Below are 17,572 nucleotides of genomic sequence, written 5' to 3'. Positions count from 1 at the left end.
AGCGTGCGCGTCCCGGCCGTCGTGTGCGTGTGCTTCACACGGGGCGCGTGAAATACCGAAGGTGTTTCCTGACTTTCTTTCAAGTCCGGCGAGGTTGTGCGGGTGCCTTGTTGCTCGTGTGGAAGTTGTGCAAGGGTTGAAACGACCGTGCGGGGGTAAATTCCGGGGCTCTTCCGGTAGTTGCAGAACTTCACCGGCCGAGGGCCGACCAATTCCTTCCCCGGCGCGTCGCAGAGGTACGCATCAACGCACGTCGCACCAAAGGAACCCGCTCAGTGCCCACCCCCCACCCCCCTCGTCCTCCCTATCCGCCGGGCGGCGACCCCGGAGAATCCGACGAGTCGCTCGCCGGCCCGCTGCGGGCCGGCTCCGACGCCGAGGCCTCCCGGTCCGCCGCCCTGCTGATGGCCCGGCACTGGCAGCCCGCGCACGACTACGCGGTCGTCTGCCTGGCCCTGACCGGGCCGCTCGCCCACATGGTCACCGCCACCGCCTTCCACCAGGTCCTCGGCCGGCTCGCGCTCGGCGAACCCGCGGAGGCGCTGCGGCCCCGGCTGCTCGTGGCGGTCCGGGACACGGTCGTCAACTGGTCCGGCACCGACCGGATCACCGCCGTACTGCCCGGACTCGGGAAACCCGCCGGCGGCCGCGGTATGCGCGCCGCGAAGACCCTGATACCGGAAAACCGCGCCCTGTCCGACCGCTCATTTCACGCTCTTCCCCGGCTGGAGCAGGCACTGCTCTGGCACATCGAGGTCGAGGCGGAGCCGATAACCGTTCCCGCCGGACTGCTCGGCGTGGACATCGAGAGCGCGGCGGTCGCGCTGGAACAGGCGCGCGACACATTCCGGGAGGGCCTGGTACGCGCCCACCGGGAACTCGCACCCGGCAAGGAATGCCGCTACTACAACCGTCTGCTCGACGTTCCGATCCGCCGCGGCGGCGTCCTGCTGCCCGACGTCCAGGAGCATCTGTCCGGCTGTTCCCACTGCCGGTACGCCGCCGAGCAACTGGGCCACACCGACGCCGCGTTGGGCGTGCTGCTCGCCGAGGCCGTGCTCGGCTGGGGCGCCCGCCGCTACCTCGACTCGCGCCCCGGACGCCGCCCCGGACCCGCCCGCACCCGCGGTGGATCCCGGCGCTCCGGCGGACGCCGGCGCGGCGGCGACCGGCGCGACAGACCGGGCCTGCTCACCCGCGCCGTCCTGACCGGCAGCCGGCGACGCGCCGACGGCGAGCCCCGGTCCCGGATCCCGGAGTCCCGCGGCCGGCGGCACGGCGACGAGCCCGGACCGCTCGCCCGGATCGCCGGCACCGCCTGGTCCTCCAGGACCCTGCTCACCGGAGTCGGCGTGGTCTCGGCGGCGCTGCTCGCGACCGTCCTCGCGATCAGCGCCTGGCCGGACGGCGGTGACGGCACCGACCCGGTCGCCTCCACCAGCGCCGTCCCCGGCAGTGCCACCGGTCAGTCCCCGCCCGCCTCCGGCACGGCGCCCGGCACCGCGCGACTGCCCACCGCCGGCCGCCCGACCCGGCTGCGCAACGCCGCCGCCGAGCTGTGCCTGGACATCAAGGGCACACCGCAGGCCGGTGCGGGCGCGGTCCTCGCCGTCTGCTCCTCGGCGCCGACCCAGCAGTGGACGTACGAGGCCGACGGGCGCCTGCGCAGTGCGGCCGCCTCGGGGCTGTGCCTGGACTCGCACGCCGACGCCGGAGTGGTGATCCTCGGCACCTGCGCGGACGCCGGCGCGAAGCGGGGCGACGACGTGCGCTACGACCTCACCGCACAGGGCGAGTTGCTGCCCCGCTGGGACCGGACGCTCGCCCTCGCCACGGCCGCCGGCACCGTGGGCGCCGACCTCGTGGTCAAGGTCCGCGACGGCTCGTCCGGCCAGCGCTGGGTGACCGACGCGGCATCGGCGAGCCCGGGCTCGCTGTCGATCGCCGGTACGGGAGGTCCACCGGTGCGGTCGGCGACATGGCCGGAGCGGCACACATAGGGTCGCAGCGCCGTCGGGGCGACAGGTCAGCTCGGATCCTCGACCAGGTCCGCCGCCGTCACCGTCCCCGGGCCGAAGTGTCCCGACAGGGCGAGCGTCAGGTCGAACTCCGCCAGCACACACCGGATGACATGTTCCACGCCGGCCTGTCCGTCCAGCCCGAGCCCGTAGACGTACGGCCGCCCGAGGAGCACGGCCCGCGCGCCGAGGGCCAGGGCCTTGAACACGTCGTCGCCGGTGCGCACCCCGCTGTCGAACAACACCGTCAGCCGGTCGCCGACCGCGTCCGCGACCCGGGGCAGCGCATCGGCCGCGGCCACCGAACCGGCCACCTGCCGGCCGCCGTGGTTGGAGACCACCACGCCGTCCACCCCGGCGTCGGCGGCGAGCCGGGCGTCGTCCGGGTGCAGGATGCCCTTGAGCACGATCGGACCGTCCCAGTGCTCCCTGAGGAACGCCAGGTCCGGCCAGGTGTGGCCGGCGTCCCCGAACAGACCGAGGAAGTGCAGCACCGCCGCGTTCGGGTCCTCGTGCACGGGCCGCGCGAGCCCCGCCTGGAACGCCGGGTCGGTGAAGTAGTTCGCGGTGCCCACACCGTGCAGGAACGGCAGATACGCCTGGTCCAGGTCGCGCGGCCGCCACGCCAGCAGCGGGGTGTCCAGGGTGACCACGAGCACCGAGAACCCGGCGGCCTTCGCCCGCTCGAGGAAGCTCCGCGTCACCTCGCGGTCCTTGCCCCAGTACAGCTGGAACCACCGCTCGGCGTCCCCCATCGCCTCCGCTACCTGCTCCATCGGTGTGCTCGACGCCGAGGAAAGGGTGTACGGCACGCCCTGCGCGGCGGCGGCCCGGGCGACGGCCGACTCGGCGTCCGGATGCATGATCGAGATCGTGCCGACCGGAGCGAGCGCCAGCGGCGCCGGGAGTGCCCGCCCCAGCACCTCGACCGACAGATCGCGTTCGGCCACGTCGCGCAGCATGCGCGGCACGATCCGGCGCCGGCCGAGCGCGGTCCGGTTGGCGCGGGCCGTGCTGCCGTCGCCCGCGCTTCCCGCCACATACCCCACCGGGCCTGGACCGAGCCGGTGTTCGGCCAGCTCCTCCAGGCGGGTCAGGTCGGTGGGGAGCCGGGGCACGGCCCCCGTCATCCCGTTCAGATAGATCTCGTACTGGAAGTCCGCCCAGTGCTTCGCCATCCGGCCGTCCCGCCTCTCGTCGCTGAGTACGCGTGCAGCCCGACGATACTGGCGGGTAGCCCAGGGTCTCAGCGGCGGGTGGCCGCCTCGTCCAGGATGCGGACCAGTTCCCCCGGCGTGGAGAACATCGGCCAGTGCCCGGTGTTCAGCTCCACCAGCTCCCAGCGCCCGCCCCGGAGGGCCTCGGCGACGGCGGGCAGCGGGGAGCGGCCGTCCAGCAGGCACTTGATGTACGTCGCCGGCAGCTCGCCCAACGGCTGCTTCAGAACGGCCGGTTCGGTGAGCGTGGCGGCGGGGTGCGGGGTGCCCTCGGTGCGCAGCCGGTCGATCTGCTCGTCCGTCAGGTCCTGGCCGGCGTAGGCGGCCGCGGGCAGGAGCGGCCACACGCCGCCGTGCTCGGCGAGGGCCTGCCGGATGTGGTCGCTGGGGAAGCCGTCGAGGAACGACACGCCGTCCGCGGGCACGTTGGAGTCGACGAACACCACCCGGCGCAGCCGGTCACCGATCCGCTCGGCCGCCTGCCCGACGGGGACGCCCGAGTAGCTGTGCCCGACCAGGACGACGTCCCGCAGGTTCAGCCGCTCGACCTCCTGCACGATGTCCCGGACGTGCGTCTCCTGCCCTGCGGGCAGATCCTTCTTCTCGGCGAGTCCGGACAACGTCAGGGCGTGCACGTCGTGCCCGGCGGCGCGCAGTCCGGGCGCCACCTCGTCCCACGCCCATGCCCCCAGCCACGCGCCCGCCACCAGTACGAAGTGAGTCATGGCCGACAACCTAGTGCACGGATGTGTCAACCTCCCCTTCCCGAGCGGTCGTTGACCCCTCGGGGCCGGTGATCGCAGGCACCGGGACCTCGACCGTGCCCACCAGCCGGGCACCCTCGGGCCCGTACGCCGCCCGGGGCTCGGGGAACAGCCGCAGCAGCGCCAGGAACAGGACGGCGGCCACCGCGAGCGACAGCGGCAGGCTGATGTCGACCCCGTTCGCCAGATCGCCGAGCGGGCCGACGAACTGGCCCGGGATGTTCGTGAACAGCACGCCGATCACCGCCGCCACCCACCAGGCGGTCATGCCGCGCCAGTTCCAGCCGTGCGCGAACCAGTAACGGCCGCCGCGCTGACGGCGGTTGAAGACCTGCAGCGCGTCGGGGTCGTACCAGCCGCGCCGGGTGAAGAAGCCGAGCATCATCACGACCATCCACGGCGTGGTGCAGGTGATGATCATCGTGGCGAACGTCGAGATCGACTGCACGAGGTCCAGGCCGAACCGGCCGACGAAGATGAACGCGATGGACACCACACCGACCAGCAGCGTCGCCTGCACGCGGGACAGCTTCGGGAACACCGACGAGAAGTCCAGGCCGGTGCCGTACAGCGAGGTGGTGCCCGTCGACATGCCGCCGATCAGGGCGAGCAGACACACCGGCAGGAAGAACCAGTTCGGCGAGATCGCCAGGAGCCCGCCCACGAAGTCGGGCGCGGCCGGGTCGACGTACTTCGGAGCCTTCGTCGCGATGATGCTCGCGGTCGCAAGGCCGAAGACGAACGGCAGCAGAGTGGCGATCTGGGAGAGGAACGCGGCCCCGACCACCTTGCGGCGCGGGGTGTCCGCCGGGATGTAACGCGACCAGTCGCCGAGGAACGCACCGAACGACACCGGGTTGGACAGCACGATCAGGGCCGCGCCGATGAACGACGGCCAGAACATCGACCGCGTCGCCGCGTCCGCCGAGGCCGTGAACTCACCGGCGTACGACGGGTCGAAGTCGCCGGCGAAGGCGATCGCGCCGAGCAGGAACAGCGCGGTCGCCGAGGTCACGGCGACCTTGTTGACGAACAGCATGAACCGGAAGCCGTAGACGCACACCGCGAGCACCAGCCCGGCGAACAGGGCGTAGGCGACGACGTACGACGGCGTGCTGCGCTCCAGGCCGAACAGCCGGTGCGCGCCGCCGACCAGGGCGTCCCCTGAGCTCCACACCGAGATCGAGAAGAACGCGACGGCCGTCAGCAGCGACAGGAACGAGCCGACCACGCGGCCGTGCACGCCCAGGTGCGCGGAGGACGAGACCGCGTTGTTGGTGCCGTTGACCGGGCCGAACACGGCCATCGGGCACAGGATCAGGGCGCCCGCGACGACCCCGAGGACGGTGGCCGCGAGTCCCTGGCGGAAGGAGAGCCCGAACAGGATCGGGAACGCGCCGAGCACACAGGTGGAGAAGGTGTTGGCGCCGCCGAAGGCGAGCCGGAACAGGTCGAGCGGGGTCGCGGTGCGCTCCTCGTCGGGGATGCGCTCGACGCCGTAGGGCTCGACCTCGGTGAGGGGCGGCGGGGGCGTGGTCGGCGAGTCGGGGGACTGCGGGGTCACGGAGGGCTCCAGCGAGGTCGCGGCGGTGGAGCGCTTGGTGGCGCGGCGGTGCCGGACGGCCCTTGTGCCGCAGGGGTGTTGCGGCAGGGACAAGGGCCGCCCGGAGCGGTGTGCCGACGGTAGGGCTCCGGCGCGGACCCCGGCCAGAGGACGATTCATCCATCTTCGGTGTCGTCAGTGGAGGAATCGGCCACCTCCTCGGCGTCGGGTCCCTGCGCTCGCACCCGCTGGACGTGTTCCAGTGACTCGCGCAGCTCGGTCAGCCAGTCCTCGGTGTGGCGCTGGACCAGGCGCACGCACCAGGCGAGGGCGTCACTTCGGCTGCGGGCGACGCCTGCGGCGATGAGGGTGTCCAGCACCTGGCGCTCCGGCTGGCGCAGCCGGGTCATGACCGGCGCGGCCACATGGGTGAACAGGGCGCGCTCCGGGCCGCACGCCACGCCCCACGAGACCTTGCGGTGGAAAAGGTGTTCGGCCTCCCGGGCCACCTCCATCCGGTCCCCGCGGGTCCGCTCGCGGAACTCCTGGATCCGGGCGCGCCGGGCGGTCTCGCGCTCGGCGGCCGAGGCGCCCTCGGCGAGCCGCGGCTCGGGGATGCGGCCGATGACCGTGATCTCGTCGCGGTCGGCGTTGACCTCGGCCGGTTCCTCGAAGAGATCGTCCGGCAGGCGGCCGGCGAACCAGCCGCGCAGCTTCTCTTTCTGCTCCCCTGTAATCATGTAATCAGCATTACGCCGTTGCGTTCATGAACGCAAGGAGTCGTGAAGGCATCGTGAAAGCTTTCACTCGCAGTGAACCCGGAATGTTTCAGGCCGATTAACGAGCCGGTGGTTTTCGGCCATGCGACCGCTTTCCGCGATCAAGAACCGCTCAGTTACGCGGTCAGGGCCGACCATTTCCGTAACTTCACGCCACTGTTTCAACACGCAAGGTTACTGAAACCCGAGGGTTCGATGTGTGTTTCGGCGGCGGACTCGGCAGAGTGGCGCTCGCCGCTCCGGTGCAGACCGGGCCGGAGCCGGCACCCGTCTATCCGAGCGGAAGGATGCACACAATGCGGAACACCGCGCGCCGGGCAGCGGCCCTCGGCCTCACGGCCGCCGCCGTTTGCGGACCCCTGACCGGGGCCGCCGTCGCTGCACCGGGCGCCGCCCCGTCGTCGCTCTACGCCCCCTCGGCGCTGGTCCTCACCACGGGCCACGGCAGCGACGCGGCCACGGCCACCCCGGAGCGCGCCGTCACCCTGACCTGCGCACCCACGGCCTCCGGCACCCATCCCGCAGCGGCGGCGGCCTGCGCCGAACTGGGCGGCACCGGCGGCGACTTCGACGCCCTGAAGCCCGCCGACGACGTGTGGTGCAACAAGCTGTACAACCCGGTCGTCGTCACCGTCCAGGGCGTCTGGCAGGGCAAGCGCGTCTCCTACGAGCGCACCTTCGGTAACACGTGTGTGCGCGACTCCGTGGGCGGCGGCGTCTTCGCCTTCTAGGACCGGGATCGCAGCCGGACCCCGCATACGCCGGAACAGGTCCGCAACCGGGGAGTGCGGCCCCTGGAGCGGGGTACCTGCGATCTCGCACCGGAACCGACGGGCGGAGTGGGGCCGCCCGCCGGTTTCCGGGCACACAGCCGCTCCCCGGGCGGGGCCCGTGGGGGGCCCTTCCCGGGGAGCGGCGAAAAACAGCCCGTTTCAACCGCTGTCCTTGGCTTTGCGCCGGTGACTCGTGTCGCACCAGGGGTAGCGGCGACTCCGTCGGCAGGTACACAGAGCAACCCGGAAACGGTCCGACGACACCGTGGTGCCGTCCTCCAACTCGACCTCCACCGGCCCCTCCACGAGCAGCGGCCCCTGCCGCTGGACGGTGATGCGGCGGGTGCGGTCAGCGCGTTCGTTCGGCACGGACGACCACCAGCTCCTCCTCCTGTGCGGCCGGTGCGAGCAGCCCGCTCCGGCGCAGCCACTCCTCCCGCGAGCGCAGCACCGGACCGAGGGGGATCCAGCGGCGCCGGACCACCGAGGCCTTCAGGCACGCGGCCCGCAGCAGGTCCAGGGTGCGATCGGGATCGCTGAGCGTGGAGTGCACGATCAGCAGCACGCCTCCGGGGCGCAGCAGTACGGGTGCGTCCCGGCAGATCCGGTCCAGCAGCAGCCGGCCGTCCCGGCCCGCGTCCCAGGCCCGGGCCCGGCCGTGCGGCCCGCGTCCGGCGTCGGGTGTGGGAACGTACGGCGGGTTCGCGAGGATCAGGTCGTACGTGCGGCCCCGGACCGGCCCGAAGAGGTTGCCGCGCCGGATCTGCACCGGCAGCCGGGTCAGCCAGGCGTTCATCCGGGCGGTCCACACCGCCAGCCGGGACACGTCCACCGCGGTCACCTCGGCACCGCGCCGGGCCGCCTCCAGAGCCAGTGCCCCGCTTCCGGTGCCGACGTCGAGCACCCGGGCGCCGGGCGCCGGGGCCTCCTCGCGGAGGGACTCGGCCAGCAACTCCGTGTCGTCCCGCGGGGCGTACACGCCCGGAAGCACCACAGTGATCACCTCGCGCGAGTACCCCGCCCTTCAGGATGTATGGGGCATTTCCGGCATCAGTGGCGCGCGCAGGGACGAGCGACCGGCGCGCCAGTCGGCGAGCAGCCGCCGCGCCAGCCGGTCCTCCAGATACTCGGTCGTGTCGATCCCGAAGGTCACGTCCGCCGCGAGTTCCGGCTCCTGAGCGAGCAGCCCGCCGATCACGTCGTGGCGTACGACCTGTTCGTGGACCGCGTCCGCCTCGACGTGTTCGTCGTAGAAGAACTCCGCAGCGGGTCCGGCGCCGGTGCGGCGCATGGCCTCGGCGAGCCGGCGGGACCCCGGCGAGGAGGTGATCTCCACGTCGGCGAAGTGGCCCACCAGCGCGCCGCGCAGCTCGCGGTGGAGGCCGAACAGGGACATCAGGTTGACGGCGGCGAGCATCTCCGCGCACGCCGCGTCCACATAGCGTCCGTAGGCGCAGTCCAGGCCCAGGTCCGTCATCAGCGCGGCGAACAGGTGCGCGTGCACCCGGTCCGCCCGGCCGCCGCCGAACTCGTCGAACTCCACCGCCGCCATCCCCGCCTTGGCCCGGCCCCACAGCCGCGGCAGCACCCAGGCGTGCGGATCGGCCTCCTTGAGGTGGTACAGGGAGCGCTGCGCGGCGTACTCCCGCAGCTGCCACAACTCGCCCTCGCTGCCGAGGAAATGGGTGACCCCGCTGCCCTCGACCGGCTCGACCAGCAGCGCGCCGAGCGCGTCGTCGAGGCTGTCGTGGCCCGGCGTGTCGGCACGCAGCGCGGACAGGAAGCTGCGCTCCAGCGCGGCGCGGACCCGCAGCAGGTCGGGATCCCACTCGGACTCGGGGCCGACGCCGGCGAAGCCCCGGTAGTGCAGCTCGTAGCAGACGTACAGGGCGAGTTGCGCGTCGTCACCGTAGGGATCCGCCTCCCCGGCCTCGCCGGGGCGGGGGAGGGGCCCCGTGCCGCGCAGCCGGGCACCGACCCCGGCGGAGAGGGGCCCCCGGGGCGGCGGCAGCCCGGGCCCGCGCTCGTGGCTGTTCATGAGAACCGGGTACCCCTTGGTCCGGGAGGGCACGGTACGGGAAGGCGCAGATGGGGCCGGGTCCGGAAGGCGCGGGCGCGGCTGGTCGCTCCGCCGGGAAGGCGCCGGTGGCCGCTCTGTCCGGGAAGCGCGGATCATCGCCCGGTCTTGGAGCGGATGGGCGGTCGCCGCGTCGTGGGACGCGAGGGTGGTCGTCGCGCCATGGGAATGTATACGGGTGGTCGCCTGGCTCCGGGGCGTATCCGGGTGGCGCCCCGTCCTGGCACGTACGGGTGGTCGCCACCGTCCCCCTCGCGCACGCCTGCGCCCCGTCCCTGGGGCACACGGGTGGTCGCCGCGCCGCGGGAACACACACGTGGTCCCTCCGGCCGGGAACGCGCCGCCGGTCCCGCGCCCGGTCTCCTCAGTCCTCTTCGGCCTGCTCCTGTGCCTCGGTGTTCGGCGTGACGGCGTCCCCGGCCTCGCCGGAGGCGGCCTTGTCCTCGTCGCGCTTCTCGGCTTCCTCGACCTCCCGGAGCACCTCCTCCAGGGCGGTGTCGAACTGTTCCTTGCGGTCCTTCTCGTCGTCTTCCTCGCCGGACATGACCTCTCCTTCCACCACCGTGCCCCTGATCGGCTGAGTTACCCGCCGACGGCGTTCTCAAGCACCCGGCCGGGGAGCGCGCCGGGGACACCAGGCGGGCACCGCACTCCGGTAGCGCTCGTAGTCGGCGCCGAACCGGCGCGCCAGCCCCGGCTCCTCGTACCAGCGGACGAACGCCCAGGTCAGCACCCAGGCGCCCGCGGCGTAGGCGAAGAGCACCGGCCGGGCGAGCAGCAGCCCCTGTCCCACGAGTACGGCGACCACCGCGACGTAGATCGGATTGCGCACGTACCGGTAGGGGCCGCTCACCACGAGCCGGGCGGGCGGCGCGACCGGTGCCGGCGTGCCGAGCCCCTCCAGGGCGAACCGGGCGAAGGCCACCAGAATGACGACGGCACCGGCCACCAGGGGCAGCAGGCCGAGCAGCCGCAGCGGCAGCCACCAGTGGCCGGCCCGCCAGCCACCGGTCAGCCACCACGGCACCAGCACGGCCGCACTGCCGGAGACGAGGACGAGGAACAGGGCGCTGCCGAGCGCCGCCGACGCCTTGCGCATACCCCCACCATGGCAGGGCGAGGGGCCGCCGTCTCCCTGCTGACGGCGGCCCCTCGGGCTGTGGCGGTGCGAGGTGTCACCCCGTGGTCGTCACATGTGGACGACCGGCGCCGCTTCGGCGTCCTGCCGCGGCACCCCGCGCCGGTAGAGCAGGAAGGCGAGCAGCGCGCCGGCGGCGAAGAAGCCCGCGGACCACCAGAAGGCGGTCGTGTAGCTCTCGATCGTCGCCTGTGCCCGCACCAGCTTGCTGGTGGCGTCCCGGCCGGAGAGGTAGTCGGTGGCGGCGCTCGCGGCGAGGGTGTTCAGCAGGGCCGTGCCGATCGAACCGCCCACCTGCTGCATGGCGTTGACGGTCGCGGAGGCCACGCCCGCGTCCTCGGCGGCGACTCCGCCCGTGGCCAGCTGCATGGCCGTCGGCATGACCAGGCCGAGGCCCACGCCGATCACGATCAGCTGGGGCAGCACCCCGCTCGGGTAGTGCGAGCCGACCCCGATGCCGGTCAGCCAGGCCATGCCGGCCGTGGCGACCGCGAAGCCCAGCGGGATGACCGCCTTCGGGCCGATCCGGGGCAGCAGGACCGTGGTGCCCGCCTGGGCCGTCACCATCAGCGCGCCGACCATCGGCAGGAAGGCCACACCGGTCTTCGTCGGGCTGAAGCCGAGGTTGAGCTGGAGGTAGTAGGTCAGGAAGAGGAACACGCCGAACATGCCCGCGCCGGTGATCAGCACCGCGAGGAAGGAGGCCGCGCGGTCGCGGTCGAGCAGGATGCGCAGCGGCAGCAGAGGGTGCGCGGCCCGGGTCTGCCACCCGGCGAAGGCCGCGAGCAGCACCCCGCCCGCGAGCAGGAAGCCCCAGGTCAGCGGTGAACCCCAGTCGTGGGTCTCGGCGTTGGAGAAGCCGTAGACCAGGGAGAACAGACCGGCGGCCACGAGGACCGTCCCCGGCACGTCCAGCTTGGCGTTCTCCGCGTCACGGTGGTTGCCCAGCAGGATCCAGCCGCCGGCGAAGGCGACGACCGCGATGGCCACGTTCACGTACAGGGTCCAGCGCCAGTCCAGCGCGTCGGTCAGCACACCGCCGAGCAGCAGGCCCACCGCGCCGCCGGCGCCGGCGATCGCGCCGTACACGCTGAAGGCGCGGGCCCGTTCCCGGGCGTCGGTGAACGTGGTGTTGAGCAGCGACAGCGCGGCGGGCGCGAGGAGCGCGCCGAACGCGCCCTGCAGGGCCCGGGCGGCGACCAGCATGGTGAAGCCGTTCGCGGCCCCGCCGAGCGCGGAGGCCGCGGCGAAGCCGACGACACCGACGAGGAAGGCGGGCTTGCGGCCGAACAGGTCGGCGATGCGGCCGCCGAGCAGCAGCAGCGAGGCGAAGGCGAGGGCGTACGCCGTCACGATCCACTGCCGGTTGCCGTCGGAGAAGCCGAGGTCGGTCTGGGCGGACGGCAGGGCGATGTTCACGATCGTGGCGTCGAGGACCACCATCAGCTGGGCGATGGCGATGACCGCGAGGATCCACCATCGCTTCGGTGAGGCCGCGGCACCGTGTTCGATCGCGGCGGCCCCTGCTCGGGAGCCTTCGGCCAAGGTCTTCTGGGACATGGGGCACCACTCCGGGGCAGGTCGTCCGGGCACGGAAGAGAGCTTCTAAACGAAACTGTTTCGTACTGCTCGACCTTACGGCACGCCAAGCGAAACGGCAACGTTTCTTTTCTCTTGCATTCCTTGACAGGTATATAACTGACAAGGCATATTGATCGGGTGTCCGACGCAGCCCTCTGGTCCGCCCTCGCCGATCCCCACCGGCGGGCCATCGTCGAGCTCCTGCTTCAGCGCCCCCGGCCCGTAGGGGAGATCGTCGAGGCCTGCGGACTGAGCCAGCCGAGCACCTCCAAGCATCTGAAGGTGCTCCGCGAGGCGGGCCTGGTCCGGGTCCGGCAGGACGCGCAGCGCCGCGTCTACGCCCTCGACCCGGCACCGATCGCCGCTCTCGACGCCTGGCTGGAGCCGTACCGCCGACTGTGGAACACCAGCCTGGACGCCCTGGGCCGACGCCTCGACGAGACGTCGGACGACACCTGACACCCCCCCCGCAGCGAAGGACGGAAGCACCATGCCCGTCGACCTCACCGGCACCTACCTGACCCTGGACGACGGCCGCCCCGCCGTTCGGTTCAGCCGCACCTACGACCACCCGGTGGACCGCGTCTGGCACTTCGTCACCGACCCCGACGAACTCCAGCAGTGGTTCCCCTCCCGGGCCGAGATGGAGCTGCGTCCCGGCGGCACCATCCGCTTCAGCGGCGACCCGAACATGCCCGAGTCCACCGGCCGGGTGCTCGCCGTCGACCCGCCCCGGCACCTCGCCTTCGCGTGGGGCGGCGACGAGCTCCACTTCGACCTGGAGGCCGTCGGCGACCGGCGCACCCGGTTCACGCTCACCAACGTCCTCGGCGAGTCGGACACCGCCGCCCGCAACGGCGCCGGCTGGGAGGTGTGCCTCGCCGCCCTCGACGCCAAGGCGCACGGTGAGCGCTTCCAGGGGGCGCACGCGGGGGTGAGCGCGCCCTGGAAGGAGTTCTACGAGGCCTACATCGTCGCCGGTGTGCCCTCCGGGGCTCCGGTGCCGGGCCTGGGCTGACCTGCCGCACCGGTCGGCCCGCGAACCCCGGGTTCTCTTCCGGTGCCTCGGTGCACCGGCCGGGGAAGAGAGAAACGGCCGGTGCCCCCAGGTCGGTGACCACCGCGCGGGGGTCTTCGCTCACCCGTCCGGGTGCCCGACGCCGTAAAGTCTCCGCCCTGGTGACGACGGCCTTCGTGGAGCCCGTGCCCCGAGCAGGTCGGCGCGGTGCCGGTGATCGGGTGACGCACCGGCCGGGGGCTCGGACCCCACCGGTTCACCTGTCTCCCGCCTCCGGCCGGGCTCCACCGTGCGCGGTGTTTCAGTGTGTGGCGCCCTGGATACACCGCGAAGGTTCGGCCCCGGCGTTCGCGAGCCCGTGTCCACACGTCGCAGTGAGGTCGTCACCATGTCCCACGCCCCGCCCCCCGCAGGACCGTCGAACCGCGCCGGGCCGGTCGCGACCACCGTCCCGGAGGAGGGCTCCGCCCACGGATCCGCCGGGGACCGGGGCGGCACCGCGCTGGTGACCGGTGCCTCCTCGGGCATCGGTGCGGTCGTCGCCCGCCGGCTCGCCGCCGAGGGCGGCTGGCGGCTGGTGCTGAGCGGACGCGACCCCACCCGCCTGGAGCAGGTGGCGGCCCCGCTCGACGCCCTGGCCGTGCCGGCGGACCTGACCAGGCCGGGCGCCGACCGGCTGCTCACCGACGTGGTCCTGGACCACGCGGGCCGCCTCGACCTGCTGGTGGCGTGCGCGGGCGTGGGCTGGGCAGGAGAGTTCACCGGCATGCCGCATGCGCGGATCGACGAGATCGTCGGCGTCGACCTGCTGGCCACCCTGCACCTCGTGCGGTCCCTGCTGCCGCACATGGTCGCGGCCGGCTCGGGGCGCATCGTGCTCATCGGATCCGTCGCGGGCAGCGTCGGCGTGCGCGGCGAGGCCGTGTACTCCGCCGCGAAGGCCGCCCTCGCCGCCTTCGCCGACGCCCTGCGCTACGAACTGCGCCGCTCCGGGGTGGGCGTGACCCATGTGATCCCCGGCGTCGTCGACACGCCGTTCTTCGAGCGCCGGGGCGCCCCCTACACCAGGGCATGGCCGCGCCCGGTGCCGGCCGAACGGGTGGCGGACGCCGTCCGCTCCGCCGTCCGGCACGGCAGGGACGAGGTGTACGTCCCCGGCTGGCTGCGGTATCCGGCCCTGGTGCGCGGCGTCGCGCCCGGGCTCTACCGGCGGCTCGCCGACCGCTTCGGGTGAACGGCCATGCTCGGCGTCACGGTGCTGCTCGCGCTGCTCGCGGCCCTGGCCAACGCGTCCGCGTCCGTGCTGCAGCGCCGGGCCGCCGTTCAGGAGCCGTACGACGAGGGTGGCGCCGGCGGAGTGCGGTCGGCCGTGCGCCGGTTCGGCCGGCTGCTGCGGCGCCCGTACTGGCTCGCGGGCGCCTCGCTGCTGGCGGTCGCGGGGCTGCTGCAGGCCGGGGCGCTGGCCGTGGGCAGCCTGGCCCTGGTCCAGCCGCTGCTCGCCACCGAACTGCTGTTCACCCTGCTGGTGGGGGGTGTCGTCTTCCGGCGCCGACCCGGACTGTGGACCTGGCTCGCCTTCGTCGCCCTCGCCGCCGGACTGGCCGTGTTCCTGCTGGCGGCCGCCCCGGGCGCGGGCCGGCCGACCGCGCCGCCCGGCGCCTGGCTCCTCGGCGGCGGTGGGGCGCTCGGCCTGGTCGTGCTGCTCGTGGCCGCCGCCCGCCCGGCGAAGGGCGCGCCCCGGGCCGCGCTGTTCGGCCTCGCCTCGGCCGTGTGCTTCGCCACCACCGCCGCGCTGCTCAAGGAAGCCGTGGGGCGGCTCGCACACGGGCCCGCGGCGATGTTCACCCACTGGTCGCCGTACGCCACGGCCGGCGCCGGACTCGTCGCCTTCCTGCTGCTGCAGAGCGCGCTGGGCGCCGGCTCCCTCACGGCCTCCCAGCCCGCCCTCACCCTCGGCGACGCGCTCACCAGCGTCGTCCTCGGCTGGGCGCTGTTCGCCGAGGCGGTCCACCTCGGGTGGCGGATGCTGCCGGAGGCGCTCGGCATCGTGCTGATCGGGGCGGGCAGCATCGGACTGGCCCGGGCACCGGCCGTCGGACGGGAGTGGGACGCGCGGTCGCGGAACGGGAAGGGGAGCGGGGGGCGTATGCATCGGACACTCGGGTGAGGACACGTACGGGAAGGCGGCTGAGCGATGTTCCCTGTCTCTGGCATGTCCGGCCGTTCATGGCGGACCGCGGCCGTGCTGCTGCCGGCCGCCGTCGCCGCCGTGCACATCGGACCGGCGGCCACCTGGCTCCCCGGGGTGCGGCTGCTGCTGTTCCCACGGCTCGCCGGTACCGGCCGCCGCCGGCACGTCGCGCTGACCTTCGACGACGGCCCGGACCCGCAGTCGACGCCACACTTCCTCGACGCGCTGGACGATCTCGGCGTCCGGGCGACGTTCTTCGTGCTCGGCGCGAACGTGGTGCGCCATCCCGCGCTGGTCCGGGAGATCGCCCGGCGCGGACACGAACTGGCGGTGCACGGCTGGACGCACGACCGTCCCTGGCGCCCCGCACCCGCCCGGGACGCCGAGCAGGTCGCCCGCACCGTCCGCGCGCTGTACGACGTCTGTGGCCACCGGCCGCAGTGGTACCGGCCACCGTACGGAATCCTCACCTCCGGGCGCTGGCTGGCCGCCCGGCGGGCCGGGCTGCGGCCGGTGCTGTGGTCGGCGTGGGGCAAGGACTGGACGGCCGAGGCCACCCCGGCGTCCGTGCGGGCCCTGATCGCGGCGGACCTGCGCGGCGGCGGCACGGTCCTGCTGCACGACTCCGACCGGCTCGGGGCCCCCGGCTGCTGGCGCGCGGCCCTCGGCGCGCTGCCCGCCCTGGTGGCGGACTGCCGAGAGGCCGGCCTCTCGGTCGGCCCGTTGCGCGACCACGGGGCGCCTCGATGACCACAGAGCGAGCGACGGTCCGACGCGCGGCTGGGCACGGGTCCGGGGAGTTGCTGGGGCGTCGAGCTCCGCGTCGCTGGGTGCATGGCGAGGGGCCGTCGGGTACGGGGGGTTGGGCTGGGGGCGGGGGAGTTGTCGGGGGGCCGGGCGCTGTGCCGCTGTGCACATGGCGAGCGGCGGTCTGGGCGCGTGGCTGGGCGGGGGCCCCGGTTGTAGCCGGGGCGTCGGGGGCCGCGTCGTGGAGCTTGAGCGAGGAGCGGCTCGGCCGTGGCCGGGCAGGGGATCCGGGGAATTGCCGGGGCACCGGGATCCGTGTCGCTGAGCACGAGCGAGGAGCCGCCCGGCGCGCGGCCGGCGAAGGCCGAGGAGGCGCCGACGCCGGGCCCGAGCATTGCACCTCAGGTCGGCCGCCCGCGCGCCGGGCCCGTGCGACGGGCCGATACGCAGCGGCCGTCGGCGCCCCGGATCCCCGCGCCCCGGATCCCCGCGCCCGGGTCATGGCGCCCTGGGTCACAGTGCCCCTGGCTCACCGCGCTCGGCGTCATCGCGCCGCGTGCCCCGCGTCATCGCGCCGCGTGCCCCGTGTCCCGCGCCCTCGCGTCACCGTGCCCCGTGTCCTCGTGTCACAAGCACACCACGTGCGCCATCGGATCACTGCGGAACAGCGCCCGTCCCCGTGCCGCCCGTTCCGCCCGGACCGGGCCGCCTTCCGTGAGTCTGCCTAGAGCCGTCAGCAACGCGGGCCCGTCCGGGGCGAGTTGGGAGACACCGAGGTCGGCCATCCGGCGGACACCCTCCACCCCGTGGCCGGGCAGCGGCCGGTACCCGATCACGGGCAGCCCGGCTGCCAGGGCCTGCACCGCGGTCTGGCCGGCCGCGTTGTCCACCAGGGCGTACGCGGCGGCCAGCAGTCCGGGCATGTCGTCCACCCAGTCCAGGGCGAGCACCCCCGGCACCCGGGCCACCCGCGCCCGCAGCCGCGCATTGCGCCCGCACAGCACCACCGGCAGAAAACCGGCCCCCGTCAGCAGGCGGGCCGTGGCGTCCGGGCGGTACGCCGCGCCCCAGGCACCCGCCGAGAGCAGGACCGCCGGCCGGCCGGGCGCCCGCCCGGCGAAGCGCTCCCGCCACCGCGCCGCCCCGGGCGCGGTCCCGTGGAACCCGGGCGCGACCGCCGGGCCGGTCGTCACGGCGGGCCTGCCGAGGGCCCGGCGCACCTCGGCCGCCGCCCCGTCCGTGAGGCACAGGTACCGGTCGTTGCCGGGATGCAGCCACTGCCGGTGCACGGCGAAGTCGACGAGGAAGACCGCGCTGGGCACCCGCAGCCGGCCCCGGGCCCGGAGATGACCGGTGAGCTGAGCGGCCAGATGGAAGACGGACACCACCACATCGGCGTCCAGCCGCTCCACGAGCTCCGTCAGCCGGTCGGCGGCGAGCCGGGCCAGCGGCACCCCGCTGGGGCGCGGCCCCCTGCCGTCGCGCAGGACCGCGCCGTAGACGCCGGCGTACGCCCACGGGAAGTGCCGTACCGAGGCCTGGTAGGAGCGGCGCAGCCCACCGCCCAGGCCGTACGGCAGCAGGCTGAGGACGTCGGCCACCTGCGGCTCGTGTCCGCACGCCGCGGCCCGGCGCGCCAGTTCGGCGGCCACGGTGTCGTGACCCGCGCCCATGCTCGCGCTCAGGATCAGCGGTCGCCGCCGGCCGCCCGGCACGTCCGGTTCCA

Annotated in this window: 18 protein-coding genes; 7 read left to right on the top strand and 11 right to left on the bottom strand. The window is 73.8% G+C overall.

Features of this window, described 5'->3' with window-relative positions:
• The first annotated feature begins 275 nt into the window (after positions 1–275).
• Positions 276–2,000, top strand: a complete 1,725-nt coding sequence (locus ACFYZB_RS31810; RefSeq protein ID WP_388764428.1) for an RICIN domain-containing protein — start codon at positions 276–278, stop codon at positions 1,998–2,000.
• A gap of 26 nt (positions 2,001–2,026) precedes the next feature.
• Here ACFYZB_RS31810 and ACFYZB_RS31805 read toward each other — a convergent pair whose 3' ends face one another.
• From ACFYZB_RS31805 to ACFYZB_RS31790, 4 genes are all read right to left on the bottom strand, one after another.
• Positions 2,027–3,196: a lactate 2-monooxygenase gene (locus ACFYZB_RS31805; protein ID WP_388764426.1), complete on the bottom strand. Its 1,170-nt coding sequence runs from the start codon at positions 3,194–3,196 to the stop codon at positions 2,027–2,029.
• Positions 3,197–3,264: 68 nt separating this feature from the next.
• A complete protein-coding gene (locus tag ACFYZB_RS31800; RefSeq protein WP_388764424.1) occupies positions 3,265–3,960 on the bottom strand; it encodes an alpha/beta fold hydrolase in 696 nt (231 codons plus the stop codon).
• Between the two features lie 10 nt (positions 3,961–3,970).
• Positions 3,971–5,563 (bottom strand): purine-cytosine permease family protein, encoded by a 1,593-nt coding sequence (locus tag ACFYZB_RS31795; RefSeq protein ID WP_388764422.1) that lies wholly within the window; start codon positions 5,561–5,563, stop codon positions 3,971–3,973.
• A 155-nt stretch (positions 5,564–5,718) separates the two neighbouring features.
• Positions 5,719–6,282, bottom strand: a complete 564-nt coding sequence (locus tag ACFYZB_RS31790) for a hypothetical protein (protein ID WP_388764420.1) — start codon at positions 6,280–6,282, stop codon at positions 5,719–5,721.
• A gap of 335 nt (positions 6,283–6,617) precedes the next feature.
• Here ACFYZB_RS31790 and ACFYZB_RS31785 point away from each other — a divergent pair, with 335 nt between their 5' ends.
• On the top strand, positions 6,618–7,052 hold the full coding sequence (locus ACFYZB_RS31785; RefSeq protein WP_388764418.1) for a subtilase-type protease inhibitor: 435 nt from the start codon (positions 6,618–6,620) through the stop codon (positions 7,050–7,052).
• A 201-nt stretch (positions 7,053–7,253) separates the two neighbouring features.
• Here ACFYZB_RS31785 and ACFYZB_RS31780 read toward each other — a convergent pair whose 3' ends face one another.
• From ACFYZB_RS31780 to ACFYZB_RS31755, 6 genes are all read right to left on the bottom strand, one after another.
• Entirely contained in the window at positions 7,254–7,463 is a 210-nt protein-coding gene (locus ACFYZB_RS31780) for a CDGSH iron-sulfur domain-containing protein (RefSeq protein ID WP_351211854.1), read from the bottom strand.
• Positions 7,444–8,097 carry a HemK2/MTQ2 family protein methyltransferase gene (locus ACFYZB_RS31775; protein WP_388764416.1) on the bottom strand — a complete coding sequence of 218 codons (654 nt, stop codon included), beginning with the start codon at positions 8,095–8,097 and terminating at the stop codon, positions 7,444–7,446. Before ACFYZB_RS31775 ends, ACFYZB_RS31780 begins: the two co-directional genes overlap by 20 nt.
• A gap of 21 nt (positions 8,098–8,118) precedes the next feature.
• A complete protein-coding gene (locus ACFYZB_RS31770) occupies positions 8,119–9,132 on the bottom strand; it encodes an iron-containing redox enzyme family protein (RefSeq protein ID WP_388764414.1) in 1,014 nt (337 codons plus the stop codon).
• A gap of 403 nt (positions 9,133–9,535) precedes the next feature.
• Positions 9,536–9,715 carry a hypothetical protein gene (locus ACFYZB_RS31765; protein ID WP_388764412.1) on the bottom strand — a complete coding sequence of 60 codons (180 nt, stop codon included), beginning with the start codon at positions 9,713–9,715 and terminating at the stop codon, positions 9,536–9,538.
• 57 nt (positions 9,716–9,772) lie between these two features.
• Positions 9,773–10,270 carry a methyltransferase family protein gene (locus ACFYZB_RS31760; RefSeq protein WP_388764410.1) on the bottom strand — a complete coding sequence of 166 codons (498 nt, stop codon included), beginning with the start codon at positions 10,268–10,270 and terminating at the stop codon, positions 9,773–9,775.
• 90 nt (positions 10,271–10,360) lie between these two features.
• Positions 10,361–11,869: an MFS transporter gene (locus ACFYZB_RS31755; RefSeq protein ID WP_388764409.1), complete on the bottom strand. Its 1,509-nt coding sequence runs from the start codon at positions 11,867–11,869 to the stop codon at positions 10,361–10,363.
• A 159-nt stretch (positions 11,870–12,028) separates the two neighbouring features.
• On the opposite strand from ACFYZB_RS31755, the gene ACFYZB_RS31750 reads away from it, so the two are divergent.
• The 5 genes from ACFYZB_RS31750 to ACFYZB_RS31730 all read left to right on the top strand — a co-directional run bounded on the left by ACFYZB_RS31750 (position 12,029) and on the right by ACFYZB_RS31730 (position 15,849).
• Complete coding sequence (locus ACFYZB_RS31750) at positions 12,029–12,349, top strand: ArsR/SmtB family transcription factor (protein ID WP_388764408.1); 321 nt, start codon at positions 12,029–12,031, stop codon at positions 12,347–12,349.
• A 31-nt stretch (positions 12,350–12,380) separates the two neighbouring features.
• Positions 12,381–12,908, top strand: coding sequence for an SRPBCC family protein (locus ACFYZB_RS31745; RefSeq protein ID WP_388764406.1), 528 nt, complete (start codon positions 12,381–12,383; stop codon positions 12,906–12,908).
• A gap of 388 nt (positions 12,909–13,296) precedes the next feature.
• Complete coding sequence (locus ACFYZB_RS31740) at positions 13,297–14,142, top strand: SDR family NAD(P)-dependent oxidoreductase (protein ID WP_388764404.1); 846 nt, start codon at positions 13,297–13,299, stop codon at positions 14,140–14,142.
• 6 nt (positions 14,143–14,148) lie between these two features.
• On the top strand, positions 14,149–15,075 hold the full coding sequence (locus ACFYZB_RS31735) for a DMT family transporter (protein ID WP_388764403.1): 927 nt from the start codon (positions 14,149–14,151) through the stop codon (positions 15,073–15,075).
• A gap of 27 nt (positions 15,076–15,102) precedes the next feature.
• Positions 15,103–15,849: a polysaccharide deacetylase family protein gene (locus ACFYZB_RS31730; RefSeq protein WP_388764401.1), complete on the top strand. Its 747-nt coding sequence runs from the start codon at positions 15,103–15,105 to the stop codon at positions 15,847–15,849.
• 623 nt (positions 15,850–16,472) lie between these two features.
• Here ACFYZB_RS31730 and ACFYZB_RS31725 read toward each other — a convergent pair.
• Positions 16,473–17,519: a galactosyldiacylglycerol synthase gene (locus ACFYZB_RS31725; RefSeq protein ID WP_388764513.1), complete on the bottom strand. Its 1,047-nt coding sequence runs from the start codon at positions 17,517–17,519 to the stop codon at positions 16,473–16,475.
• Between the last annotated feature and the right edge of the window lie 53 nt (positions 17,520–17,572).

The organism is Streptomyces sp. NPDC001852, from assembly GCF_042891825.1.
In the GTDB taxonomy this organism is placed as follows: domain Bacteria; phylum Actinomycetota; class Actinomycetes; order Streptomycetales; family Streptomycetaceae; genus Streptomyces.
Note: the sequence above shows the minus strand (reverse complement) of the source record. Positions and strands in the feature narration are given on the sequence as shown.